The organism is Pelotomaculum propionicicum (assembly GCF_004369225.1).
Lineage (GTDB): Bacteria > Bacillota > Desulfotomaculia > Desulfotomaculales > Pelotomaculaceae > Pelotomaculum_B > Pelotomaculum_B propionicicum.
Genome location: NZ_QFFZ01000002.1, coordinates 22403 through 47772, shown reverse-complemented (window position 1 = coordinate 47772; position 25370 = coordinate 22403). Strand labels below are relative to the sequence as shown.

At 50.2% G+C, this 25370-nt stretch carries 32 protein-coding genes; 27 read left to right on the top strand and 5 right to left on the bottom strand.

What is annotated here, in order from left to right:
* The first annotated feature begins 97 nt into the window (after positions 1 to 97).
* From Pmgp_RS01275 to Pmgp_RS01155, 27 genes are all read left to right on the top strand, one after another.
* Complete coding sequence (locus Pmgp_RS01275; RefSeq protein WP_134212155.1) at positions 98 to 2647, top strand: phage tail tape measure protein; 2550 nt, start codon at positions 98 to 100, stop codon at positions 2645 to 2647.
* Complete coding sequence (locus Pmgp_RS01270) at positions 2637 to 2852, top strand: tail protein X (RefSeq protein WP_134212154.1); 216 nt, start codon at positions 2637 to 2639, stop codon at positions 2850 to 2852. The genes Pmgp_RS01275 and Pmgp_RS01270 overlap by 11 nt, the downstream gene beginning before the upstream one ends.
* Entirely contained in the window at positions 2852 to 3868 is a 1017-nt protein-coding gene (locus Pmgp_RS01265; protein ID WP_134212153.1) for a phage late control D family protein, read from the top strand. The genes Pmgp_RS01270 and Pmgp_RS01265 overlap by 1 nt, the downstream gene beginning before the upstream one ends.
* Positions 3868 to 4443, top strand: coding sequence for a phage baseplate assembly protein V (locus tag Pmgp_RS01260; protein WP_134212152.1), 576 nt, complete (start codon positions 3868 to 3870; stop codon positions 4441 to 4443). The genes Pmgp_RS01265 and Pmgp_RS01260 overlap by 1 nt, the downstream gene beginning before the upstream one ends.
* A gap of 30 nt (positions 4444 to 4473) precedes the next feature.
* Positions 4474 to 4845, top strand: coding sequence for a phage tail protein (locus Pmgp_RS01255; RefSeq protein ID WP_243119677.1), 372 nt, complete (start codon positions 4474 to 4476; stop codon positions 4843 to 4845).
* Positions 4845 to 5171 carry a GPW/gp25 family protein gene (locus tag Pmgp_RS01250; RefSeq protein ID WP_243119685.1) on the top strand — a complete coding sequence of 109 codons (327 nt, stop codon included), beginning with the start codon at positions 4845 to 4847 and terminating at the stop codon, positions 5169 to 5171. Before Pmgp_RS01255 ends, Pmgp_RS01250 begins: the two co-directional genes overlap by 1 nt.
* Positions 5158 to 6264: a baseplate assembly protein gene (locus tag Pmgp_RS01245; protein ID WP_134212150.1), complete on the top strand. Its 1107-nt coding sequence runs from the start codon at positions 5158 to 5160 to the stop codon at positions 6262 to 6264. The genes Pmgp_RS01250 and Pmgp_RS01245 overlap by 14 nt, the downstream gene beginning before the upstream one ends.
* Positions 6264 to 6863 (top strand): phage tail protein I, encoded by a 600-nt coding sequence (locus Pmgp_RS01240; RefSeq protein ID WP_134212149.1) that lies wholly within the window; start codon positions 6264 to 6266, stop codon positions 6861 to 6863. The genes Pmgp_RS01245 and Pmgp_RS01240 overlap by 1 nt, the downstream gene beginning before the upstream one ends.
* 15 nt (positions 6864 to 6878) lie before the next feature.
* Positions 6879 to 8813, top strand: a complete 1935-nt coding sequence (locus Pmgp_RS01235) for a hypothetical protein (protein WP_134212148.1) — start codon at positions 6879 to 6881, stop codon at positions 8811 to 8813.
* A complete protein-coding gene (locus Pmgp_RS01230) occupies positions 8814 to 9008 on the top strand; it encodes a hypothetical protein (RefSeq protein WP_134212147.1) in 195 nt (64 codons plus the stop codon).
* A complete protein-coding gene (locus Pmgp_RS19570) occupies positions 9008 to 9178 on the top strand; it encodes a hypothetical protein (protein WP_192902718.1) in 171 nt (56 codons plus the stop codon). Before Pmgp_RS01230 ends, Pmgp_RS19570 begins: the two co-directional genes overlap by 1 nt.
* A 192-nt stretch (positions 9179 to 9370) precedes the next feature.
* On the top strand, positions 9371 to 9688 hold the full coding sequence (locus tag Pmgp_RS01225) for a hypothetical protein (protein WP_192902717.1): 318 nt from the start codon (positions 9371 to 9373) through the stop codon (positions 9686 to 9688).
* The gene (locus Pmgp_RS01220) at positions 9685 to 10167 is read left to right on the top strand and encodes a hypothetical protein (RefSeq protein ID WP_134212145.1); all 483 of its coding nucleotides are present in this window, start codon (positions 9685 to 9687) and stop codon (positions 10165 to 10167) included. Before Pmgp_RS01225 ends, Pmgp_RS01220 begins: the two co-directional genes overlap by 4 nt.
* A gap of 9 nt (positions 10168 to 10176) precedes the next feature.
* Entirely contained in the window at positions 10177 to 10908 is a 732-nt protein-coding gene (locus tag Pmgp_RS01215) for an N-acetylmuramoyl-L-alanine amidase (protein WP_134212144.1), read from the top strand.
* Positions 10909 to 11002: 94 nt separating this feature from the next.
* Positions 11003 to 11143, top strand: coding sequence for a hypothetical protein (locus Pmgp_RS19565; RefSeq protein ID WP_192902716.1), 141 nt, complete (start codon positions 11003 to 11005; stop codon positions 11141 to 11143).
* Positions 11144 to 11276: 133 nt separating this feature from the next.
* Complete coding sequence (locus Pmgp_RS01210; protein WP_134212143.1) at positions 11277 to 11666, top strand: phage holin; 390 nt, start codon at positions 11277 to 11279, stop codon at positions 11664 to 11666.
* 113 nt (positions 11667 to 11779) lie between these two features.
* Positions 11780 to 11962: a hypothetical protein gene (locus Pmgp_RS01205; RefSeq protein WP_134212142.1), complete on the top strand. Its 183-nt coding sequence runs from the start codon at positions 11780 to 11782 to the stop codon at positions 11960 to 11962.
* Positions 11963 to 12137: 175 nt separating this feature from the next.
* Positions 12138 to 13283 (top strand): hypothetical protein, encoded by a 1146-nt coding sequence (locus Pmgp_RS01200; protein WP_134212141.1) that lies wholly within the window; start codon positions 12138 to 12140, stop codon positions 13281 to 13283.
* Between the two features lie 3 nt (positions 13284 to 13286).
* Positions 13287 to 13484: a hypothetical protein gene (locus tag Pmgp_RS01195; RefSeq protein ID WP_134212140.1), complete on the top strand. Its 198-nt coding sequence runs from the start codon at positions 13287 to 13289 to the stop codon at positions 13482 to 13484.
* Entirely contained in the window at positions 13474 to 14883 is a 1410-nt protein-coding gene (locus Pmgp_RS01190; protein WP_134212139.1) for a DEAD/DEAH box helicase, read from the top strand. Before Pmgp_RS01195 ends, Pmgp_RS01190 begins: the two co-directional genes overlap by 11 nt.
* On the top strand, positions 14880 to 15755 hold the full coding sequence (locus Pmgp_RS01185; RefSeq protein WP_134212138.1) for a hypothetical protein: 876 nt from the start codon (positions 14880 to 14882) through the stop codon (positions 15753 to 15755). The genes Pmgp_RS01190 and Pmgp_RS01185 overlap by 4 nt, the downstream gene beginning before the upstream one ends.
* The gene (locus Pmgp_RS01180) at positions 15730 to 16848 is read left to right on the top strand and encodes a phosphoadenosine phosphosulfate reductase domain-containing protein (protein WP_134212137.1); all 1119 of its coding nucleotides are present in this window, start codon (positions 15730 to 15732) and stop codon (positions 16846 to 16848) included. The genes Pmgp_RS01185 and Pmgp_RS01180 overlap by 26 nt, the downstream gene beginning before the upstream one ends.
* Positions 16845 to 17381, top strand: coding sequence for a ParB N-terminal domain-containing protein (locus Pmgp_RS01175; protein WP_134212136.1), 537 nt, complete (start codon positions 16845 to 16847; stop codon positions 17379 to 17381). The genes Pmgp_RS01180 and Pmgp_RS01175 overlap by 4 nt, the downstream gene beginning before the upstream one ends.
* On the top strand, positions 17374 to 18021 hold the full coding sequence (locus Pmgp_RS01170) for a class I SAM-dependent methyltransferase (protein ID WP_134212135.1): 648 nt from the start codon (positions 17374 to 17376) through the stop codon (positions 18019 to 18021). The genes Pmgp_RS01175 and Pmgp_RS01170 overlap by 8 nt, the downstream gene beginning before the upstream one ends.
* Before the next feature lie 4 nt (positions 18022 to 18025).
* Positions 18026 to 18544, top strand: a complete 519-nt coding sequence (locus tag Pmgp_RS01165) for a hypothetical protein (RefSeq protein ID WP_134212134.1) — start codon at positions 18026 to 18028, stop codon at positions 18542 to 18544.
* A 9-nt stretch (positions 18545 to 18553) separates the two neighbouring features.
* Positions 18554 to 18736: a hypothetical protein gene (locus Pmgp_RS01160; protein WP_134212133.1), complete on the top strand. Its 183-nt coding sequence runs from the start codon at positions 18554 to 18556 to the stop codon at positions 18734 to 18736.
* 304 nt (positions 18737 to 19040) lie between these two features.
* On the top strand, positions 19041 to 19664 hold the full coding sequence (locus Pmgp_RS01155) for a hypothetical protein (RefSeq protein WP_134212132.1): 624 nt from the start codon (positions 19041 to 19043) through the stop codon (positions 19662 to 19664).
* Between the two features lie 414 nt (positions 19665 to 20078).
* Here the strand turns inward: Pmgp_RS01155 and Pmgp_RS01150 are convergent, their stop codons facing one another.
* The 5 genes from Pmgp_RS01150 to Pmgp_RS01130 all read right to left on the bottom strand — a co-directional run bounded on the left by Pmgp_RS01150 (position 20079) and on the right by Pmgp_RS01130 (position 25369).
* Positions 20079 to 20849, bottom strand: coding sequence for a 2Fe-2S iron-sulfur cluster-binding protein (locus tag Pmgp_RS01150; protein ID WP_134212131.1), 771 nt, complete (start codon positions 20847 to 20849; stop codon positions 20079 to 20081).
* Between the two features lie 13 nt (positions 20850 to 20862).
* A complete protein-coding gene (locus tag Pmgp_RS01145) occupies positions 20863 to 22671 on the bottom strand; it encodes an NADH-ubiquinone oxidoreductase-F iron-sulfur binding region domain-containing protein (protein ID WP_134212130.1) in 1809 nt (602 codons plus the stop codon).
* Positions 22664 to 23155, bottom strand: a complete 492-nt coding sequence (gene nuoE, locus Pmgp_RS01140) for an NADH-quinone oxidoreductase subunit NuoE (RefSeq protein ID WP_243119676.1) — start codon at positions 23153 to 23155, stop codon at positions 22664 to 22666. Before nuoE ends, Pmgp_RS01145 begins: the two co-directional genes overlap by 8 nt.
* Before the next feature lie 47 nt (positions 23156 to 23202).
* Positions 23203 to 23472, bottom strand: coding sequence for a ubiquitin-like small modifier protein 1 (locus tag Pmgp_RS01135; RefSeq protein WP_134212128.1), 270 nt, complete (start codon positions 23470 to 23472; stop codon positions 23203 to 23205).
* Positions 23473 to 23569: 97 nt separating this feature from the next.
* Positions 23570 to 25369: an aldehyde ferredoxin oxidoreductase family protein gene (locus Pmgp_RS01130; protein WP_192902715.1), complete on the bottom strand. Its 1800-nt coding sequence runs from the start codon at positions 25367 to 25369 to the stop codon at positions 23570 to 23572.
* Position 25370 lies beyond the last annotated feature (1 nt).

The window sequence follows — 25370 nt, the reverse complement described above, 5'->3', positions numbered from 1 at the left end:
ACGCCAGCTCCTTATTGGCTGGGGCGGCCAATCGGGGAATTGGCTGAATGGCTTGAGATCTACATAGAGATGCGCGATAAGAGAGGTGGCGCTGGATATGGCTAGTCGCATGTATGAAATCGCCTTTGAGATAGCTGGAAAAATTAATTCCTCATTCGGTAATATGTTCGCATCCGCAAACAGCAGGATGCGTCAGCTTAGCCAGCGCACCAACGCAATGCGGTCAGAGCTTAATGGATTAGAGAGAGCGCAAAAGCAAACAACCAGAGAAATTGAAAACAGCGCAAAAGCCTACTCTGTGCTTAAGGGCAGCTACAGCCAGTCTCTGCAAACACTCCTGCAGCTAAACCAAAGGATCAATAACACAAAAGCTGCCTTAGTGGCTTTGAGTAACGAGAAAAAATCCGGCGCTATTACCGCCAAGGAGTTTTCGAGCAGGCAGGCCGAGCTGGTAAAGCAGTTAAAAGAGGCAAATACTGCCTATACAACGCTCAAAACTAAAACCCAGTCCATGAAAAGCGAAATGCAGAGGCTTGCCGAGGTTGAGCAGCAGGGGAAACTGAAGGTCGAGCAGAACGCCAAGGCTTATGACGAACTTGCTAAAAAGCTGGAAAAGGCTGAACTGGCACAAAAGAAGTATTCTAAAGCAGTAGCCTTGTCCGAGCGTGCGAATAGCGTCAAGGGGAAAATGCAGAGCGGCCTAATGACCGCGACTGCTGCTGCCGTGCCGTTTATTGGGGCGACGGCTGCGGGCGTCCAATTTGATACGGCCATGGCGATGGTAGCTAAGCAGGTCGAGGGTGCAAGAAACGAAACTGGGGCTCTGACCGATATTGGTCTTGAGGCGCGAGCCAAGATCATGCAGGCCAGTAAAGATATGATGATAGTGCCTGATACTATGGCCAAAGCCTTTGCAATGTCAGCAAGATCAGGCGTCAAGGGCATGGAAAACATTGATAGGTTCGCCCGCATGGGGACCATGATGGGAACAGCGTTCGAGGCTCCAGCCGAAGAGGTGACGGAAAACTTCGCCAAGATCGGTAGCGCAATGAAGATAGACCTGGGCACAAAGGAAGGCATTGACCAGCTTGAGGCCCTCGCAGACACCGTGAACTATTTAGATGACCAGACCAACGCCAGCGGTGCTGATATAATCGAGGTCCTTAAAAGGATTGGTGGTACGGCAACGGCGTTGCTTCCCACTCTATCAAGAAATTCGTTAGCCGGCCTATCTACTGGCCTCCTGCAAATGGGCGAAACTTCAGAGACAGCAGGAACAGCATTAAATTCTCTGTTGACCAAAGTAGCAGCGGCGCCTGCTCAGGCAAAACCATTTCACGAGGCGCTTGCCAAGGTTGGAATAAGCGCTCAAGATTTACAAGCTGGTGCCCTAAAAGATGCTGAGGGAACTATTCTCGGTCTTTTTGAGAGTATCGGAAAGTTGGACGCCGGGACTAGGAATGATGTCCTGGCCGAGCTTTTCGGCGCTGAACACATTGACACCCTCTCTAAAATATCCGGCAACTACGCTGATTTTGTTGAGATCATAAAGAAGGGGAACTCTGATGCCGCCAAGGGGAGCATGTTCAAGGAATTTGAGATTATGTCCAAAACTGCAGCGCGGCAGCTCGAGGGAGTGAAGGCGTCAATAGCAAGAAGCGCGGTTTCTATGAGCGATGTCTTAATGCCGTCCCTGTTATCTGCCGCGCAGGGCTTTCAGTCATTTATGGAAAAGGTTCAGAAGTTGGCAGAAGAGCACCCGAACCTGACCAAGTTTTTGGTTGGGGGATCAGCTGGCTTTATAGGCTTTGCAATTGGCGCAAGCGCCATTGGGTGGGCAGTGAGTGCGGCGATTAGCCCCTTTGCCAAGTTTTTTGGATGGGCAACAAAAATAGAACTGGGGGCAAAGCTTGCATCTGGCGCTACTAAGGCATGGGCAATTGCCCAGCGGTTGCTTAACGTAGCTATGAGAGCAAATCCGATAGGCCTAATTATTACGGGTATCGGGCTGCTTATAGCAGGCGGTGTATATTTGTATAATCATTGGGAAACCGTCAAAGCAAAGGCGCTGCAACTATGGGAAACCATCCGGAATAATCCACTTCTGGCCCTCGTCGCTGGGCCAATCGGAGCGGTAATTGCGGCTGGCATAACTCTTTACAATAATTTCGGGACCATAAAAGAAGCCGTTAGTGGTCTTTGGGAAAAGTTCAAAGAGGCCTTTCCCAGCGCAGCGGCTTTTATTGAAAACGTCGGCCAGAAGGTTGGCTGGCTGTGGGATAAACTAAAGGCTTTTTGGGCCTGGTTATCGGGCGGAGGCGGCGGTGGCGGAGGCGGCGAAGGAGAACTTCCTCAGTTTGCCTCCGGTGGCTTTGCCAACAGACCTTCAATATTCGGCGAAGCTGGCCTTGAAGCCGCCATCCCCATAGACGGCTCCCCCCGTTCACGGGGTATTTGGGAGCGTGTTGGGGAATTGAGCGGCTTCAGCGGGGGATCTGAAACCAGTATCGTTTACGCTCCAGTTATTCATGCGCCAGGCGGCGACCCCGGAGTGATACGGCAGGTTTTAGACAACTCAAAGGACGATTTCTTTAGCCGGTATCAGGCTATGAAACACCAGCAAAGGCGGGTGTCCTATGGCTACTAAAACATATACCACAATCCAAGGCGACACCTGGGATGGAATCGCATATAAAACCATTGGCAGTGAATACTACATGACCGACCTGATCGAGGCCAACCCTGCACATCGGGAAACCGTTATCTTTTCGGCTGGCGTTGTCTTAACCATCCCGGAAATTACCACGCCAACAACGACTAATCTACCTCCCTGGAAGCGGGTGAGCAGCTAATGCAAGCCCGCCGCGCACACCTGGAACTGGTTTATGAGAATGTAGATATAACAGCCGACCTGCAACCGCATCTAGCCAACTGGTCATATACCGACAACCTCTCCGGCCAGGCTGATGACCTGCAGATTACCCTGGAGGACCGGGAACAGCTCTGGGCCGGAGACTGGATGCCGGAAAAGGGGGCTAAGGTAACTGCCAAAATCATCCGCGAGAATTGGGAAGAGGACGGCAAAACGGATGAGCTTGCCCTGGGCCAGTTTGAGCTTGATGAAATTGAGGTCGGCAACCCACCTTCCGCAGTCACAATAAAGGGCACGTCCATCCCGGAATCATCCTCCCTACGCGGCGAGAATAAAAACAAAGCCTGGGAGAAAACAAATCTTTCCGTGATCGCCGGTGATATTGCAGGCGGCGCGAGCCTTGAGCTGTTTTACGACACCGAGGATGATCCGGAATACGACCGGATAGAGCAGACGGAAGAATACGACCTGGCTTTTTTACAGCGGCTGTGCAATGACGCCGGGCTTGCTTTGAAGGTTTCTGACTCTCAGATAGTCATTTTCGACGAAGCGAAATATGAGCAGCAGGAGCCTATTGATACAATCATTAGGGGGCAGGTGCGCATAACGGGCTACAGCGGAAGGACAACACTAACCGGCATGTATTCTTCCTGCCGGGTGGACTATCATGACGCCGAGCAAAAGGAATCAATCAAGTACGAATTTACTCCGGATAACCCGCCAAAAACAGGGCGGGTTTTGGTTGTAAATGAGCGCGTCAAGTCAGTGGCCGAGGCAGAGCGCCTGGCCAAAAAGAAACTGCGCGATGCAAACAAGGATGGCACTACGTTTTCCCTGACCCTTGTAGGTGAAATCAAGTATCTGGCCGGCCTGACCGTGAACCTGGTTGGATGGGGAAAATTCGACGGGAAGTACATCATCACCCAGGCCGGCCACGGCCAGCAGAGCGGCTATGAAACGAAACTGGAGCTCCGTAAGTGTCTGGAGGGTTACTAATGGACCCATTATTGAAAAACTTAATTCGGGTAGGAATAATATCCTCCACGAGCCCGGAGAACTGCACAGCCAGGGTCGCCTTTGAAGACCGGGCAGCAATGGTATCCTTTGATTTGCCGGTCCTGGTCCGGGGTAGCCTGCAGAACAAAGATTATTGGATGCCGGAGCCCGGGGAGCAGGTAGTTTGTTTGTTCCTTCCCTCTGGGGTCGCCCAGGGTTTCATCCTGGGTTCTGTATATTCAAGTAAAGATAATCCCCCCGTAACCGACGGGAATAAGCGGCACATCAAGTTTGCGGACGGCACCACCATTGAGTATGACCGGACCACACACACCTTGGCGATCGATGCAAAAGGACCAATAAAGTTAATCACGACCGGCCCGGTGGAAATCGATGCTGCCCAAGACGTAATTATAAATGCAACGGGTGCGGCTGCAGTCACGGCTGACATCGCAACAATAACAGCTGATAAAACTATTACCATTTCAGCCCCCAAGGGTATTTCTATATCAGCAACAGATCCGACAGGTACGGGTGTTCAGATAACTGGCAAGAGTGCATCCGGAAGTTGGTGATAATATGGGGTAATTGGAAGTTTTGGAGACGTGATATTTGAGGTTTCAGCTGAAAAAATACGAACTTTTGACGAATTCTCACGTTCGGCGTCTGGGCGATGGGCTACACATGAAATTATTAGACAAAAACCGGTTTCTGAATTTATTGGTCCTGCGCTGGATGAAATCAGTTTTAAGATGCGATTTGACGTCCGTTTTGGAGTAAATCCCAAGGAGGAGATGGATAAGCTCCTGATTATGTGCCGCTCAGGCGTGGCTGAAACATTAATCATTGGCGGTCTGGCCCTGGGCGTTGATAAATGGGTGATTAAAAGCGTTACGCAAAACTGGTTGCATTTTGACGGCGCGGGAAGGTGCATTGTCGGTGTTGCCGATGTCACGCTTGAGGAGTATGTGGGGTGATGCAGATGGAATATACCGTAACTGGAAGTGATAGCCCTATTGATTTTGGAGCGACTGATATTGCGGAAATCCTCCAAAACGTCCGTATGATACTGGCCACCCCTGCTTTCTCCTGCCCGATGGACAGGGACTTTGCCTGGAACCCGGATATCCTGGACGGACCGATCAATATAGTCCAGGCCAAATTAGCTGCCCGTATTGTGGTCGCTATCCGAAAGTATGAACCCCGAGTCCAGGTGAAAAGCGTAAATTTCCAGGAGGGAAATGGACAAAACGGCGTTTTAAAACCAGTAGTGAAAGTGAGGGTTGCCGATGGCGCGGTTTAATCTACCCGAGATTACGTTTGCTGATAAATCTGCCCAGCAAATTGAGGCTGATATTGTAAACCGGTATGCACAGATTACCGGTCAGAGTTTGGCCCTGGCTGACCCCCGGCGAAAGTTTATCCAGGCCATAGTTCCAATTTTGGCCCAGCAACGGGCTCTCATCGACTTTGCAGCCAAGCAAAATCTACTCGGTTATTCTACCGGGGACTACCTGGATCACATTGGTGCCATATCCGGAACCGAACGCCTGCAACCGTCATATGCTAAGACCACCGTCAGGTTTAACCTCTCAACAGCAGTCCAACAGACAATACCTGCCGGAACCAGGGTAACCGCTGGGGACGGCGTATTTTTTGCGGTCCAGGAGGCCGTAGTCGTTGAGGCTGCGCAGGCATACGCGGACGTGGGATGTCAATGCACCGTAGCCGGCACAGTGGGCAATGGCTACCTGCCTGGGGAAATCAATAAGCTGGCTGACCCCATACAGTGGGTGCAGTCGGTGGCTAATACCACCACCAGCGAGGGTGGCGCGGATATCGAGGCAGATGATCCTTACGCTGAACGTATCCATGAGGCCCCGGAAGGCTTCTCCGTGGCCGGTCCTGAAGGGGCATACATCTACTGGGCCAAGACAGCCAATCAGTCAATTATTGACGTAGCTGTCCGCAGTCCATCGGCTGGAGTAGTTGAAATCAGACCTCTGCTTACGGGCGGGGTAATTCCTGGCCAAGAGGTTCTTGACGCGGTCCTTGCAGCGTGCAGCGATAAAACAAAGCGACCCCTGACAGACAATGTCCAGGTCCTAGCTCCTACTGCAGTGAACTATGACATAACTTTAACCTACTGGATTAGTACGGCTGATTCCAGTACAGCGGCCAGCATCCAGGTTGCTGTAGCGCAAGCTGTTGTCGATTATAGGACGTGGCAAAAGGCAAAGCTGGGACGAGCTATTGACCCTTCAGAGCTTGTCTACCGGGTTAAGGCCGCAGGCGCGAAGCGGGTAGCTGTGACACTGCCAGTATATGTGGCAATCGAAACATATCAGGTGGCAGCAGAGGGAACCGTGACCGTAACATATGGAGGGCTTGAGTAATGAGTAAAGACATTTACACGATCAGCCTTCTTGACCTACTCCCGCAGAGTCTTAAAGGCGATCCCGATGTCGAGGCGCTGGCCAAGGCCCTTGATCCCGAGTTGCAGGCTGTGTCTGCCGCTATTATTGAGTGCGTCCTGCTCCCCCGGGTAGATGAATTACCGGAAGAAGTTGTAGACTATTTAGCCTGGCAGCTGCACGTTGATTTTTATGACCCAAACTATTCACTGGCAGTCAAGCGCACCCTTGTTAAACAGTCCATACCTCGGCACCGCAAAAAGGGTACACCGGCGGCTGTTGAAGAGCTGGCTACCACTGTTTTCGGCAGTGCGCGGGTGATAGGGTGGTATGAATACGGCGGCGATCCGTACAGATTCCGGGTTATTACCGGCAACGAGCAGGTTGTGCTGGGCGATAGATACGCGGAGTTTGTTAATGCGTTGGAATCAGTTAAGCGCAAAAGCGCCTGGCTTGACGACATTCTTTTTGAAGGCACGTTTGAATTCAGCTCACAACTTGGAGTGGTGGAAACTGACGCCAACAAGGGTTTTGCCGACCTAGAACAAACGGTCGGCGGGACCTTAAGCGACATACTATAGAGGTGGTGTGAAAACATGGCTTTTGAAGAAGCGTTACCGGAATGGAACAACGCCGGCACTGAGCCGCTGCAGGCGAAAAAAGACGCGGGATGGGAGGCGACCGAAAAGCCGCCGGCGGACTGGTTTAACTGGCTGTTTAACCGAAATTATAAGTGTTTAAGCGAAATACGTCAAAATGCCTCGGACACAGAAGGCAGAATCTCCATCCACGACCGCGAGCTTGCCAACATCGAAGCCGTCCTTGACATCGACAACCGGGCCATCTCTGGCAACAGCAAGTTTTACGACCTCTTGGATGGTACAAATACGTACAGCACCGGCAAAATCGACATGACCCGGACCTTCGCGCTCAACCCCATCAACGCTAACCAGACCAGCACAGTGGTTGACGACATAACCGGGTTCGCTGCTGGCCAGGAGGTGACGGTGTTTGACGATGTAAACAGTGAAGAGATCATAGTCACTGCTGTCAACGCCGGGACAAAGGCCCTGACACACACGGCGACCACACAGTCGTACAAGGCGCACGCCAACATTTGCCGGTCGAGCGTGGAGATCCTGGGCAAGAGGATGCGCTTCGATGGGTGGCGGACGGGAGGGGTTGGCACCGGGTTACTGGAATACATTTCGGGTCTTGAAATAACGCATGACATTCGTTCAGCTGCAATATCTCCGGACAAGAAATTTATTGTTTTTGGGGTGAGAACAGACTATAACGATAGCACTGCTTTAGGCTTCTTCAGGACTTACGAATTCGACCATATCACTGGTCAAATTGGCGCAAAGGTGTGGGAAGATAGTTGTGGCGCTAATGTTTTTCCTATTATTACAGGTATTCAGTTTACTAATAATGGAAATTTTATCGTGGTCAGAAGTACCTTAATAAATGGTGGCAGTCCAAGAGTTACGACACTGGCATTTGACAAGGTTACGGGAAGGGTCGGAACCACAGCAATATCAGTTTTAGCCAACCAGACTTATGCTTTATTGAACAATGCCAATACTTATCTAATAGCTGTGAGCTCTACAACGCTAAATGTTTTCCCTTTCAATGCCGAAACTGGTGTGATAGGGGCGGTGTTTGCAACAAAAACAGTATTACGACTTTATGGTAGTCCTATTATAACTGCAAATGATAATTTTATTATTGCTCCAGTTGACGGCAGTCCCTATATAGCTGTATATCCGATTACAAATGGGGTAGTGGGCGATAAGCTTGCGGACCCAGCGACACTCCCTCCAGCTGCGCCTTATAATGTGATGTTATCGCCAAGTAATAATTTTTTGGGCTTGGTCCCAGCTGCAAGCCCTTATGTCATGGTGTATAACTTTAACCCGGTAACGGGGGCGATAGGTACAAAGCTCAATAATCCGCCAACACTGCCTGCCTCGTATTGTAACGCTGTCGGGTTTGTCTCCGATAACTGTATATGGGCATTTTGCAACATGACACCATTTGTCTATACGTATTTACTCACAACAAGTGCCATCGGAGATGCTATAAATCAAACTCTAATTGAGAGTCCGGGCGCTGCGTTGTCTTTGGGCTTTGTATCCGATAACTATATATTAGGTATCGGAACAACCTCTTTACTTGGCGTAAAGTTGTACAAAATGCGCACGGAGGAAGTCATCCCCCTACTCACTGGAGTAGCCCGCTACAACATAACCCCAGCGGGCACTACAGACGAAACCGTGGCCTGGGTGGAACATGAGAAGGACGCCGGCTTTGCGGTTGATGGGGCGCTATCCATCGTGGACACGGCGGCGAATGAGAGTTATGCTGCCATGACTAAGACCAGCACGGATTTATCGGCGTCCGTAACCGAGGACCAATTTATCGGCGATGTAGTGACTGCAGAGGAAAAGGTCACGCTGAAGCTCACGTTGTCGCGCACTTTAACCAGTGTTGACAAGGCGATAACAAAGATACTGGGGAGGGTTGGATAGATGTTGATTCGTGACGCCGCGGGTGGCGGGTGGACCCCCACCCCGAAGGAGGCGCGTAAGGTGGAGGTCGACCAGCGTATCTCCGACCTGGAATTGGCCCTGGCCGACCAGATGGCCAAGAACACGGAGCTAGAGCAACGGCAGCAGGATAGCGAACTTGCGCTGGCTGATATTATCGCGGGAGGTGTTTCATAGTGGCATATCAACCTTACACTTTGAGGGTTATCGCGAGGGCCATTATCACGAAAACGGACATGGGCCAGGGGACGTCGGCAGAATTGGTGCAGGTTTACCCGGAGGCAGAAAGGGCAGCGATCCTGGCTGAGGTGTACCGGATGAGGCCGGACTTGGAACCAGAGCAGTAAAACTAAATATAGCCTGTTATTCGCCGCCAGGGGCGGTTATTTTTGTTGCGGAGGTGATGCCATGCACGGGTTTCTCGGTTGGCTGCTGTTTATGGCAGTTACATTATTTGGGATTTGGTTTGTTATGAAATTTTGGCCGGAGTAGAACCGCCTGGGTAGGCGGTTATTTTGTTACCAGGGGGTGGGGTGAGATTGGGCGAGGGTGATGTTTTAAGCATCCGACAGGATCTTAGTGAGGTCAAAAAGACGCTGGACGGAATAAATGCTGCAGTTGCTGATTTAAGGGTACTTGTCGCCGGTGAATATGTGAAACGTGTGGATTGCGACGAGTGCAAGAAGTGTTCAGAAGAGCGGATTGTCAGGCTTTACGACAAGCTTGATGAGCACAGAAAGGAGGAGGCCGCAAACCGTTGGAAAATGGCCGGTATCGCGGCAACTCTCACCGCTGCCCTGATATCGCTTGCACAGTGGTTACACAGCATTTTCAAGGGCGGTGGGCAAGCGCCATGACGACATCAAGCGGTAGCACAGGAAATGCTATTTTTACTCTTCTACTAATTATGGGCGGTATCGAAGGGATTCTTTGGGCAATCCAGGAGAAGATGAAAAAGTCTGACCGCCTACCTGATTATTTCGAAAAATGCGTTGCATATTCCATCGCGTTCATATTTGGCTTTATCGCCTGCTGGCGCAACCATTTCAGTTTTTTTACCTTCCTGGGAACCGTGTCATATGAACACGATTTTGAAGGATGGATATTTACAAGTTTCCTCCTTTGTGCTGGAAGAGCTTATTTCATGGCCCGACTTGAGATGATGAATTCGGTCCCGTATATGCTGGGGAACGCCTATGGTCAATTTAGGGCCGGCACCTCTGCGGTAATATCGGCCAATAAGACCACTATGGGAAGCAAGGTAGACACTTCAACCAGTCAAGAGGTGGCCCCTGAGCCGACAGATGATGGAGCTATAACAAAAACAAGAATATGAGGTGAGACTATGAAAATCTGTATTGACCCCGGCCATGGCGGGTATGACCCCGGCGCGGTAGGTCCGGGAGGACTGCAGGAGAAAAACGTTACCCTGGCAGTTTCTTTGCTCCTGGCCGAAAAGCTCCGGGCTGCCGGCCAGGAAGTCCAACTTACCCGGGAGGGTGACGCCGGAGCATGGGACTCTGACGGTGATCTCTGGACCCGTTGCCAAATAGCTAACCAATTTGGGGCTGATATATTTATTTCTATCCACATCAACTCAGCTGGGAATCCTGCAGCAACCGGCACGGAAACATACTGCCTGGCGCTGGGCGGGGAAGGGGAGCAGTTGGCCACAGCGGTACAACAAGAGTTGCTTGCTACCCTGGGCCTACCTGACAGGGGCGTAAAGACGGCCAATTACTATGTCCTGAAACGCACCGACATGCCAGCAATACTGACCGAGTTGGCTTTTATCTGCAATCCGGAGGAAGAGGCACTACTGGCCAGCCCTGACTTCCAGGCAAGGGCAGCGCAGGCGATAGCACAGGGTATCGGTGCTGTGTATGGCTTTGCTACGGGAGCCGCGCCTGCGCCGGCTGACCCCAACGCTATCACGATCATGGTCATGCCGGGTGAAGAGACCGTCACAGGCACGTTGATCAACGGGACGGCCTACGCGCCGGTGCGCCGGTTGGCTGAGTTGCTTGGTCAACCCGTGAGCTGGAACGGGGAAACCCGGACGGTGGTCATCGGATGACCGCGGATGTGAGCTGCCTGGGTTGCCCGTTTTGCTACGACGATGATCAGGCACTGTATTGTAGCGCGGAGACTTGTCCGAGGGGGAAGGGCGTATGACAATCGAGGAAATGAAGGCTTTGTTGGCTAAAATTGCTGACACAGCAATAAAAGCGCAGGAACTTGATGATATTCGCCGTGCCAGGCAGGCGCTGAATATTATTTGGGTTGACGCCGGAGAGAGTGTCAGGTCTTAAAACATCTTTGAAAGGGGTGGTGGCTGTGCGCCCCCGAAGAACTTTGAGGAGTACCGGCAGGTATGCAGGGCGCGGCGTAGGCCCCTGCCCTGGTGGAAGCTGATATTTAACAAATTATTAAGGAGGCAAAACCATGCAAGAGACAATAAATCAATACGCCATTGAGATTATACTGGCCGTGCTGGCACTGTTGACAGTGCTGGTAAAAGGGTGGCTAAACACCCTGAAGCAAAAAGCAGAAGCCTACTTTGAGGCAAAAACCACCAGTGAGCAGAGGTCGGTGCTGGCACTCCTGGGCAAGGAAGCGTTTAGCTTTGCAGAGACTGTTTACAAGGAGTTGGATGGGCCGGCAAAGCTGGCCCGTGCGGTGGAATACGTTGAGCAGAAGGCGCAGGAGGCCGGGATAACCGTTGCAGCGGAGGAGATCCGAGCAGTAGTAGAGGCAGCCTGGTTGGAGGACAAACGGAAGGAAATGCCGGCGATTGAGGCGGTACAGTTGGAGACAATAAAGACAGCGGAATAAGGTTTGACGTACACAGCCCTGGGCTCCGGCCTGGGGCTTTTTATTTTTGTCCCTTGCAAAGTAGATATACACCTGATATACTACATATATATTGACATCAAGGAGGCTGTTTTATGCCAAACCAATACGCTCCAGGTACAACCAGTATTTTGATCCGCCTGCCTAAAGCCTGGAAAAAACGGCTTAAAAGCGCAGCGGAAAAGCTAAACAAGAACAACCCTGGCGCGAAATATTCCGCTACGTCTATTGCGCTATCGGCAATCATGGCACGGATAGAAGAGATTGAAAAAGAATGAAAAATTTTTACCCTCCTTGTTGACAGGTAGATATATACCTGATATACTTATTATAGAAAGATTAATCGAGGGGGAAAGAAAATGAAAGAATTCACCATCGAGCGCGAAGGTAGCCAACGGCCCGAAACACAGCAACAACACCATGCCGGGCTTTGTATGGTAGGAGGGTTGCACCATGGCTAAATACACAGTCACCCGCGCCTGCGGGCACGAAGAAACCGTGGTCTTGTTCGGCAAGCTCAAAGATCGGGACTGGCGGCTAGAGAAGGTCGAGCCGCAAAAGCTATGTTCTGAGTGTTACCAGGCGAAACTTGCCGAGGAGCGCGAGAAGGAGAACAGGGAAGCCGCAGAGGTCGCCAAAGAGCAGGGCCTGCCTGCCCTGGCCGGCAGCGAAAAACAAGTAGCCTGGGCGGAGACTATCCGGCAGCAGATGCTTGCCGATATAGACGAGTTTATATACAAGCGGGTCAAGCCAGAGCACAGGAACAAGCCAGAATTATTGACTGCCATCGACCACATCAGGAACACGGTTGAGGCACGCTGGTGGATCGACAACCGGGGCATGAATTTACCCGGTGAACTTATGCACTTGGTAGCAAAGGCGGCAAAAGAGGTTAAAGCGAAAAAACTTCAGCCAGCCATTTCCGAAGCAAAAACAGAAGCCACAGTCAGACCAGAAAATCCCAAAACGGACTTAGTTGCCGAGATTAGGTCACTGGACAGCGCGGTTGAAATCTCCTTCCCGGAGCGGCGCGACGATTTTCGGGAGCTTGTCAGGGGTATAGGCTATAGGTGGGAAAGCAACTGCTGGCGGCGCAAACTGAGTGCCAAGAACGGCACGCCACAGGACCGGGCGGCAGAGGCAGGGCATAGGCTGCTGGCGGCAGGGTTTGCGGTGCGGATATATGACGAGGCTATCAGAGCCAGGGCCATTGCTGGCGACTATGAGCCCGAATGTACCCGCTGGGTGCAACTGCGTACCAGCGAGAAATACACCGGCTGGCTGGCCATCAACTGGAGCCGGCCAGACGACTTTTACAAGGCCGCGAAGCGTATCGCTGGAGCCCGCTGGAGCAGTCCGTCTGTGGTGGTTCCGCCTGAAAACTTTGAGGAAGTCCTGGACTTCGCGCAGATGTACGGGTTCAAGGTGTCCGACATGGCCTTGGAAGCAATAGAGCAAGCCAGGCGGGACAAAGAGGCCGCACTAGTAGTGAGTGTTGAAGCGCCGAAGGAAAAGCCGCGGGAAATTGCTTCAGGCAAACCGCCTGTACTGGAAGTGCCTGCGGAGGTTGGCATTAACGATGAATTTAGGGAGGGATAATTAATGTTGAGATGTCAGAAAATCATGTTCACCCGCACGGGCGAGTGGCGCATGTTCAACCCATTTGAACACTTGACTAGATCCTTCTCGTTGACGCAAAAGCATGTAGAATACCTGAAAAAGAACCATCCGCGTGAAATGCGGTTGGCAGAAGCAAACCCCGGATGCTGGATATCAGGAAATGAAGAATATGAACCTTAAAACTGAACTACTCCCACATCAAATTCAGGCAGTGCAAAAAGTACTGCCTACCCGCATTGGCGCCTTATTTATGGATATGGGCACGGGGAAGAGCAGGACGGCTATTGAGCTTGTGTCGCGCCGACTAGAACGGATTGACCATGTGGTCTATTTCTGCCCGGTATCCCTTAAAGAGACGGTCAGACGTGAGATACTGAAGCATACCGATTGCGCGGATGTTTATGTTTTCGACGACCGGACCAACGAGCGAAACCTGCCGCGTGCTATGTGGTACATCATCGGCATTGAGTCCATGAGCTCGAGCGCCCGTGTCGTGCTGGCGGCCAAAAAACTGATCACGTCCCGGACGTTCGTAATCCTGGACGAATCGAGCTACATCAAAGGGTCATACTCTATGCGGACGCAGCGCATCACGGAGCTGTCCAAGCGGGCGCGATACCGGCTCATTCTGACCGGCACGCCGCTGTCTCAGGGAGTGGTTGACCTGTTCGCCCAGATGCGTTTTTTGAGCCCGAAAATCCTGGGGTACAAATCGTTTTACAGCTTCGCTGCCAACCACCTGGAGTACAGCGACAAATACCCAGGGATGATCGTTCGCAGTCACAACACGGAATTCCTGGCGGCAAAGGTGCAGCCGTATGTGTACCAGGTTACGAAAGAGGAATGTCTGGATCTGCCGCCGAAACTCTACACGACCCGATATTTCCGGATGAATATGCAGCAGCGGCTTGCCTACGAAGCGGCGAAGGACGAAATATTTATGTCCCTGGCTGACGATGATATTGATTCCATCGCCATTTTCAGGCTATTTACGGTCCTGCAGGAAATCGTCTGCGGGTTCTGGAATAGAAGAATCAAGAGGGGCGAATTTGAGAAACTTGAATTTGAACACAAGAGGATCGAGATCCTTTTAGATATAGTAAACAGCATACAGCCCAAGGAAAAAATTATTATCTGGGCGAAATACCGGTATGACATAGAGCATATTGTCGAAGCACTGACTGGATTCTTCGGAGTGGAGAGCGTCGCCGTCTATCACGGTGGACTGAGTGAGAAGCAGCGGAACAAGGAGGAAGAAAAGTTCCATGCCGGCGCTAGGTTTTTCGTCGGGACCCCGAAGTGCGGCGGGCATGGGCTGACGCTGAATGAGGCGCATTACGTTATTTTTTACAACAACGATTTTAAATACTCAGAGCGCCTTCAGGCTGAGGATCGCTGTCACCGGATAGGCCAGGCATACCCAGTTACATACATAGATATCCAGTGTACGGATAGTATAGACGACCGTATAGCGTCAGCACTGGCCAAAAAAGGCAGCGTTGTGGAGGAATTTAAGGCCGAAGTTGATAAGGTCAAAGATAAAAAGGGCAAGCTGAGGGAGTTGATTAAGGGGTTATGATACGCATAGGATTAGGCCCCCGAGAAAAACAAAAGGAAATCGATAGCTACCTGGACAACAACGGCATAAAAAAGGTGTTCTGCTTCTATTTCAAAGCCTTTCCGGTCAAATATAAGGTTGATTGTGATATTGAATACATAGAGTATGCTGACATTGAAATGTATAAGTTTTTCTACCGACTGCTGGATAATATAGATCACAGCAGCCTCATTATCATGGACGGCTGCATGAGGACACAGAACCGAAGTGAATTGATTTATAATTGTGCCCATCATTACCTAAACCAGACACCGCATCGGCTTATATTTGAGCACTTTCCCATTATTGAAAGCAAGGATGACTTTATGATCTTGCTGGACTTTGAAAACAAAGGGAAGTACAAAGGCAAGGGTTTTGATTATGTATATCTCCAGAACGAGGACATAAAAATCAAGCCTGTCAAAGTAAAGCTGGAAACAATCAACGTGGAAACTACCGAGAAAGACCGGGAGCGGTACGAAAAAAAGAAACAGCAGCTATTTGACGGCCTGGGCGAAAAAGACCCGGATACAATCCCCCGGAATCTGCAGATCCTGGCCGGTGACATAAAGAAAAAGGCCATTGAGCCGGACAAGCTATATATTGCAAGGAACAAGCGGTTTAACATGGAAAACGTAAAGTCATACCAAGAGATAACCGGCAAAGGTGATTATATTGTGATAGATATGCACTACCGCCGGCTGAATTTTAATGACTTTCTTAAAACCACCGGCATGAGCAGGATAAAATATTTGAGCACTGTCTTATCTATTGACAGTGTCATAATAACTGAGTTTATGAAGTGGAAAGCGAGGTTGGAAGCTATCTATGCTCAGGCAAGTCTATATAAATAGAACCGTGCTGGATGCCGCCAGGGAGCGTATGGCGTACATATTTGACGAATTTGAGAATATCATTGTGTCCATCAGTGGGGGCAAAGACAGCACCGTCCTGGCTCACCTGGCGTTGACCGAGGCTCACCGGCGGGGGCGCAGGATCGGGATATTCTTCCTGGACGAAGAAGTGGTTTATGATAGCACAATCAAACAGATAGAGTACATCCTGAGCCTGTACCCGGAGAATACGATCCCCCTGTGGTTGCAGATAGAATTCAAGCTGACGAATGCCACCAGCCTAACAGAGGGGCAGCTCATCTGCTGGGAAGCCGGGAAACATAAAATCTGGATGCGTCCGAAGAAGTCTTTTTCTATCCAGTACAAGCCCTGGGACCGGGCGAAAGAGACCGTCCGGGACAAGAATAAGGGTTTTGGGTTCTACGATGCCCTGGAGAACTTCCAGCACTCACGGGAGAATACAGCCTTCCTGGTGGGCCTGAGAGCCACCGAGAGCCCCAATAGATGGCGGGCGGTATCCAAGAATCCCGGATACAAAAACGTCTGCTGGTGCACCAAAATGCCGCACGGGTGCGCCTCATTTTATCCTCTGTATGACTGGAACTTTCACGATGTGTGGAAGTATATCTATGATAACCAGCTAAGGTATAGCAAGATATATGACTACATGTATAAGAAGGGCATGGGCTTGCAGGAGATCCGGGTGTCCAGCCTAATACATGAGAAGTCATTCAAAGCACTGGTGGAGCTGCCGGAGTTTGAGCCGAAAACATATGACCGACTACTCAAGCGAATCAAGGGAATCAGTATCGGTAACCTGTACGGGAAAGACAGCAAAATGCTGCGGGTGCAGAAGTTACCGAAAAACTTCAGCACCTGGATTGCATACCGTGACTTCCTGTTGGAAACTTACCCGGACCCGGAGAAAAAGCCTATATTTGAGAAGCGGTTTGCCAGGCAACTAAATAACAGATATGTGGCCCGGCAACAATGCCGCCAGCTGGTTTTAAATGACTACGAGAACAACCTGCCGGTGGACAATAAGCCGGACCCCAGGGAAGCAATGATAGAAAAATGGAGGGCGCTACTATGATTATTGAGACCAAGAAGGGATCGGTCAAGCTACCACTGCTGGACGTGCGCATTGTGGATATCGGCCAGGTGCAGGCCAATACCTACAACCCCAATGCGGTGGCATCAAACAATATGGCACTGCTGGAAGAGTCTATTTTGTCAAACGGATTCTGTTTTGCGGTTGTCACGGTTTGGGACCCGGACAGCGAAAAGTATATCATTGTTGACGGCTTCCACCGCTATCTAATTTTTCGTGACTACCTGGAGGCAAGGGAAATACCCATCATTGTTTTGGATCATGACATATCCCAGCGCATGGCGGCCACCGTCCAGTTTAACCGTGCCCGGGGCGTGCATCAGGTGGAGCTCATGGGCGACCTGGTTCAGGCCTTAGTTCAACAGGGGGTGGACGATGCCGAGATAGCCCAGAAGCTAGGCATGGAAATTGAGGAGGTTTTCCGGCTCAAACAAATCACCGGCATTGCGGAGTTGTTTAAAAACCAGATATACTCCAAGGCCTGGGAAATGGTCGAGGTCACTGACGATGCCTAAGTGGAACTACGGTGATGCATATTTGCGATATCCCATTAATGACGGCGAGATAGCCGTTTTTGACAACGGGAGCATGGTCAAGGTGCATAATATCTTTGACCCTTTGCCGGAGTTTATGCTGACCGCGGACCTTGTTTTTGTTGATCCTCCTTGGAATCTGGGGAACCTGAACACGTTTTACACAAAGGCTGAGCGGTCAGACTATCAGGAGAGCTTTGAGCGGTTTTATAAGCGGCTGTTTGAGTGCATTGCCCAAATGGCACCGGCGACATGCTACGTCGAAGTGGGCAAGGAGTATCTGGCTGAATTTATCCTGGAGATGAAGCATCTATACCGATCTGTTACATTTTACAATAGCACCTACTACCACAAAAAGAACCATCTCTGTTATGTGATCCGGGGCGGGACAAAAAGAAAAAAGCTACCCCTGGACTACATGGACGAAGAGGATATTATCGCCTGGATATGCGAGAATGAGGATTACTCCTGTATCGGCGACCTGTGTATGGGCCGGGGCCTGGTGGGGGTGAACGCACACCGGGCAGGCAAAAGGTTTGTCGGGACGGAGTTAAGCCCGAAACGGCTATCAGTACTTTTAGAGGCGATGACAAAAAAGGGGCATGGATATAGAAAGGAGTAATATCATGCGTAAATACGAGGTCGGGAAGTTGTTTGCCGAGGAAATTACCAGCTACCCAGAAACGGTGAAATTTGACTTTACTCAGTCAGGGCCGGTGTTGCTGGTGTTCTTTGCCGGTCCCACACCTAAAGAGATCGAGAGCGTCAAATCCGGCAGATTCGAGGCCGGGTTCTATGCCAAGGATGACGTCATTTTCTTTTTAGCCAGGTTTGCCGGTCTGAACTGGATGGACGCGCCGTACACCGCGCACCTGTCGGAGCCTTTTGAGTTCCTGGAGATGGGCGAAGGTCAGGGGTTTGGCCTGCATATATTCCTGGTGGATGCCAGAACCGGTATTATAAAGGCTATGCGCTTGATCGGATTGAGCGCGGGCTTTTCCCGGAAACTGAAGACAGCCATTGAGGATCAGAAGAAAAGGCCGTTTAATAAGGATGTATATGATCATCAGATTAAGTTTGTTTTTAGCAATTTTACAACCATGGAGCTTGTACAGCGGGCTGATGCGAGATGTCGGATTGGGTGAGGTGCTACCATGACTCTGGCCCGCGAAGAACTCCAGGAAGCTATCACCCGCACGTTAGAAGAGATAGTCAAACTAAAGCAGCAGATAGCCCAGGCCGCCGATCCCAAGGAGAAGCGACGGCTTAAGCGAAAGAAAAAGGAGCTGCAATATTTGCAGCTTTGGCATATTGATCAGTTGAAAAGTTTGGAGTGAGTCCCCCGGTGAGAGCCGGGGGTTCATGTAACATTATGTCTTATCCTGTCGAATGGGGAGGAAGCTACGGGGATGCGTCGAAATGGATTGGAAATTTTGAAAAGGAGGAATCATGTTGAAAAGATGGATACTTGCGGCATTGATAACACTGTTGGCGTTGGCGCTTGTGGGTTGTGGCGGTAGTGGTACACAGCAAACCCAGGCGCCGGCGACAACATAAACTAGGGGGGTCGTTTACGCACCTGATCTTGGTGGGGAAAATTTAGATCGGCGAAAGTCGATTTAAAAAAGGAGGCGTTATATCTTGGAAGAAAACCCAGCCCAAGAGAGTACGGAGAAAAAGAAAAAGAATACTAGTACTATTGGTTGCTTGGCCTGTATTATAATTTTTGCGGTCTTCGGGTTTATGTTTAGCAGGTCACCAACCGATAAACCAGTAACCACTGAGCCCGCCAGCCAGACCAGCGCTGCAAGCCTTACAGAAGCACAGAAGGCTGAAATACTAGAATTTGAGAAGCAAGTTTTCGCGACAGAGAAAATCGCCACTAACGCTATAGAGATATACACGACCAAGATGAGCGATATGGGCAACGGCAAGGCCACTATCTATGAAGTGTATTCAGCGGCATCCAAAGCGAAGGATAAATGTAAGGAAACTCAGTTTGCAATGAGCAAGGTAAAAACACCTCAGACTACAAAAGAGATAAACAAACTATTGGATGACACAAAGTCTGAGATTGGTACGGCCTATATGCTCAAGGCTGAGGCGTTAGATAGCGTTATGAAGTTCCTGGACGATCAAAAGCCTAGTGATATGCAAAACTTCAAAGACAAAATAAAAAGCGCAGACTCCTTCATTATGGGTGCGGTGATGAAGCTGTACCAGGCGAAGGAAAAGGCTGGAATAGATGTCGCAAAAAATCAATAGCGATGATAACCACCCCGGCGCAGGCCGGGGTTACTTGTTGAACGCTTATTGGTCACATTCAACCACTGAAACGCCGTTAAAGATATGGCAGGTAAGGCATTGTCAATATTGACTATGGTCACGGAATGGTCACGGAAGGGGAAAAATTGACGGTCAACTACCTTCAGAGTTGTTACAGTTAAAAATTTACAGAATGGGCATAAACCATTATAACATACGGCTATTAGGTTGTAACATCATTAACGCTTAATCCCGAAAAAGCGGGTTAAGTTATGGGCGGCATGATGTAATAAATGCCCAGAGCCTTTTAGGATATAGGGGGAAGCAAGTATATAGTTTTCTTGCTTCCCCCATTTATATTTTGACCATTCCCGCAATATAGTTTCTGTCAGTCTTATATAAAAAAGCAAGCCTTTAGCGTAATAAACCTTTGCTTGCAGTAAGATCAGCGCAAGTTTGTGCGAAACGCTCTCCGGCTGCTTTCCTCTTACATGTTTCACATAAAATTTCATCTATTTCCTGGTTTAATTTGGCTTTCAGGTAAGCGATTTGTTCCGGTGTAATAAAGGGCTTACCGCAAACAGCGCATGAAAGCAGTTCAAATTCCTTTTTCCAGATTATTCTTTTGCCATGGCTCTCCTGTACCTTTATAGCACCGGTCGGGCAAACGCCGGCACAGGCGGAGCACCCGATGCAGGTCTTTGACGGTTCGTCATACGGGGTCGATACTTTTTTTGCAATACCCCTGTAAACGGTGGATATGGCTCCGGCGCCGATCTTGTCGCAGGCGCTGACACAGAGGCCGCACATAATACAGTTCTCATCCGGATCTCCCTGAAACCGTGCCGCGGGAGTTACTTCGTGTTCCGCCAGCAGCTTCCTGACGTAGGCGTTTTGGGGAGCCCTTGCCCCAAGCAGCTTAAGCAGCGTCTTTCTCATCCGCTTGATTTTTTCTGAGTGGGTGACCACCTCTATCTCACTGGTAATAGGGTATACGCAGGAAGCCACAACTTTACTCCAGTTGTTTTCAATAACCTCGACGATGCACAGCCTGCAGCTTGCCAGCCCCGGCAAAGCTTCGCTGTGGCAGAGGGTAGGGATTTGTATCCCGTTCCTGAGAGCAACATCAAGAATGAACTCACCATGTTCCGCCTCGCACTGTCGACCATTGATGGTGATGATCAAGTAATACACCTCCCTACCTGATTTTAACCGCATGGAACTTGCAATTGTCAATGCAGTTGCCGCATTTGATGCACAACTTCTGATCGATACTGTGCCAGGATTTAGGTTGGCCGGAAACAGCCCCGGCCGGACAATTCTTCAGGCAAAGCCCGCAACCTTTACAGTTTTCCGGGTCAATATAATAAGTTGTCAGTTCCTTGCATACACCGGCCGGGCACCTTTTATCCCGGATATGAGCCAGGTATTCATCCTCAAAATAGTGTATGGTAGTGACGACCGGGTTGGGGGCGCTTTTGCCCAGGGCGCAGAGGGATGCCTCGCTGACCGTTGCGCAGATTTCCTGCAATAGTTCTATATCCCCGGCAAGCCCTTTACCAGCGCAGATACTGTTTAGAATCTCCAGCATTCTTTTGATGCCTTCCCGGCAGGGGAGGCATTTGCCGCAGGATTCCTCGGCGAGGAAGTTCAGATAGTACCTGGCCACATCAACCATGCAGGTCCGCTCGTCCATAACAATCATTCCGCCGGAGCCCATCATGGATCCTGCTTTGGTTAAAGAGTCAAAATCCACGTTCAGGTCCAGCAAGCTCTCGGGGATGCAGCCACCGGACGGACCGCCGGTTTGCACTGCCTTGAACTTTCTCCCCGCGGTAATTCCACCTCCGATGTCAAAGATCAATTCCCTTAGCGCAATCCCCATCGGCACTTCCACCAGACCGGTGTTCCTGATCTTGCCGACCAGAGAGAATACCTTTGTACCGGTACTTTTGGGGGCTCCGATGCCGCTGTACCACTCGCCGCCCTTTTCAATAATAACAGGTATATTGGCCCAGGTTTCCACATTATTCAGAACCGTAGGCTGGCCCCACAGACCTTTTTCCACTGAGCGAATATACTTGGCCCTTGGCTCTCCTACTTTACCTTCGATGGAAGACATCAAAGCAGTGGATTCACCACAGACAAAAGCACCACCGCCCCGGACGATCTGAATGTCAAAATTAAACCCGCTGCCAAGAATATTTTCGCCCAGGAACTTGGCTTCTTTTGCTTTATTAATGGCATTGGACATGTTTTTTACCGCCAGGGCGTACTCATCGCGGATATAGGCAAAACCTGTATTTGAACCAAGGGCGTAAGCGCAAATGGCCATGCCTTCAATAATGCTGTGCGGGTCACCCTCCATGATGCTCCGGTCCATAAACGCTCCCGGGTCTCCTTCGTCGCCGTTGCAAAGAACATATTTCGGATAATTATTGTAGCCAGCACATTGTTTCCACTTGCGCCCGGTTGGGAAACCGGCCCCGCCTCTGCCTCTCAAGCCCGATTTGACAACTTCTTCGATAATACTCTCCGGAGTCATGGTGAACAGTGCTTTTTTGAGAGATTCGTAGCCTCCTCTTTCGATATAATCAAAGATATCCGCCGGGTCGATTTCGCCTATATTTCTGAGCGCTATCTTCATCTGCCGCTTGTAAAAATCATTTTCTTTGTGGGATTTGAATCTTTTACCGGTTACGCTGTCGAGGTACAGCAGCCGGTTGATGACCTCGCCCTGAAGAATGGTTTTTTCAAAGATTTCTTCAACATCACTCTCTTTGACTTTAAAATAGGCGATATCATCCGGCGTTATTTTGACAATAGGGCCTTTTTCACACAAGCCATTGCAGCCTGTGGTTTTGATGTATGTCTCAACAGCAACGTCAACACCAGCTTTAGTGATAAGTTCTTTGAGTTTATGGTATATTTTCAGGCTGTGGTTGGCCAGACAGCCTGTCCCGCAGCAGACCAGGATTGTCCGTTTCGGCCGGTTGCTTTCACTCACAGTCCACACCCCCGTATTCGTTCAAAATTTCCCTTGTCCTGGAGGGTGTAACCTTGCCGTAATATGTTTCATCTATAACCATAGCCGGGGCCATGGCGCAGGAACCGAGACAGTTTACCGTTTCAAGGGAAAACTTGCCGTCACTGGTGGTTTCCCCGGGCTTAATCATGAGAATTTTCGCCAACTCGTCAACAATAACCATGGAGGACCGTATATGACAGGCTGTGCCGTCACAGACTCTTATAACGTGGTCCCCCTTTGGCTGCAGGCTTAAAGCTTTATAAAAAGTAGCTATGCTGTACAGCTTGCTTAGAGGGACGCCAAGGTGATCGGAAAGCTGTTCCAGTGACTCTCTGGGAATATATTTATATTTCTTTTGTATGTCCTGAAGCATGGCCAGTGTAAATCTTTGTTCCCGCGGATAACCTGCCATGACATCCCGGGTATATGAGAGAATTCTTTGAGAGTTCTTCTCCACTGTCATATTTTTCATCCTTTCGTTTCAGTCACCAGTCCACAGGCCTGATCCTTTTAACCTCCGGCTACTACCGGAAAAATGGAAATCTCATCATATTCATTAAGCTTTGTGGCCAACCCGGCCAGATGCTCCACATGCCTCCCGTTTACAAGGATGATAATCTCCGGGCCAAGGTTTTCCCCCTGAAATATTTTAGCCCGGAACTTTTCGCCGTATTGATCGGACAGCTTTTCCAACAGCTCTTTAAGGGTTTGACAGTGTTGATAATAAGTTTCTTTAGTTCCGGTGTAATCCCTGATGTAGGCAAAGAACATAACTTTCATAAACATCACCCCGACTGATAAATGAACGAATATGCAAGCTGCCGGCAGCTTTACCACCGGCAACTTACAGATTAAAACACAAGGTCTTTCAATTAGTCTATAGGGAAAGTTCTTTTAATTTTTCATCAGTTGGTATGCCTTCCGTATCCCAGCCTCTCAAAGCGTAATACTCCGTCAGCATGACATCAAGCTCGACAACCTTACCTTTTGCCGGCCCTTTTTTCACCTGTTCTTTCAGAAGCCTGTCGGGCAGTCTGTCATCCGCTTTAGTAAAGCCGGCCTTAAGATTGAAAAGCTTTTCAAGATTCCAGATGCGCTCACCGATCTTAAGGATTTCCTCATCGGTGCAATCCCAGCCCAGGGCTGTTCTGAGCATTGAGGAAATTTCCGGGAGGCCGATTGCAAAGGTGGAAAACAGGCAAATGTTCGCTGAATCGACAACTGCCGTCAGATCCTGGAATATCTTAAGCCACATGGCTTTATCAGTTGTGACCAGCGGGTCGAGTTTCTGGGGTATACCAAGTATCTCCGGAGAAGTAAGGTAGCCTCTGACATGGCAGCCGCCGCGGTTGGAAGTGGCATACTCGAGGCCCATGCCCTGCACGCCCCTGCCGTCATAAGCCGGCATTTCCTGTTTCTTTACAGTCATGGACAGCTCAGGGTGTCCGTACATAGAAGCCAACCGGAAGGAGCCTTCCGCCATTTTATCTCCAAACCCTTCTCTCAAACCGGTCAACCTGGTAAATTCCACAATGCCTTCAGCGTCACCGAAGTTCAGGTCTCTCCCCAGCTCTTCTTTGGCCAGGATCCCCTTTTCGTACATTTCCATGGCGCAGGCAATCGTAGATCCCATGGTAATAGGGTCAAACCCCAATTCGTTGCAGATGAAATTGGCCTTGCAAATAGCTGCCAGGTCTCTTACACCGCAGTCCGCGCCCAGTGACCAGCCTGCTTCATATTCAGGACCTTCCCCGAATCCTTTGAACGGGCCGTCCGGAATCCTGGTCACCCGGCCGCAGCCGATGGAGCAGCCAAAGCAGCCCTTGTTGCGCACAAGATATTTTGCCGCCAGCGTCTCGCCGCTGGTTTCGTCGGCGTGTTCAAAAGAGCTTTCCTGCCAGTTCCGGGTAGGAAGGGCGCCGGACTGGTTCAAAATGTTGACAAGTATTTCGGTTCCGTAAGCACCCAGGCCTGTACCTGTAACGGGGTGGGCTTTCAGCTTCCTCCTGGCGTCCCAGCAAGCCTTAATAAACTCCTCTGGGTTGGCCACCTGGATAGATTTTGTTCCCCGGACCACCACTGCTTTGAGGTTCTTTGACCCCATAACTGCTCCCAGGCCGGACCTTCCGGCCGCTCGGTGCTTGTCGTTCATAACGGTGGCAAACTTAACAAGCTTTTCTCCCGCCGGGCCAATGCATGTGACCCTGGCGTCCTCGGAGGTTGCTTTGAGCAACTCATCGGTTGTTTCAAAAACGGTTTTACCCCAAAGGGACACAGCACTTTTTAAACTCACTTCATCATTGTTGATACTCAGGTAAACTGGTTTTTCCGCCTTGCCCTCGAATATAATACCGTCATAACCGGCATACTTTAATTCGGGGCCAAAATGCCCGCCGGAATTAGACGCGCCTATGGAGCCGGTTAAAGGGGCTTTAGAGATTACTTCGTATCTGCCCGGGCACGCGGCCGCGGTCCCGGTCAAAGGGCCGGTCATAAAAATAAGCTTGTTCTCAGGGCTCAGGGGATCTACCTGAGGGTCGACCTCATCCATCATGATCTTGGTGCCCAAGCCCCGTCCCCCCAGGTAAAGGCAGGCGTCATTTTTGTTTAACGGTTCTTTTTTTATCGTTCCATCTGTTAAATTAACACGGAGAATTGTTCCCATCCAGCCAAACATT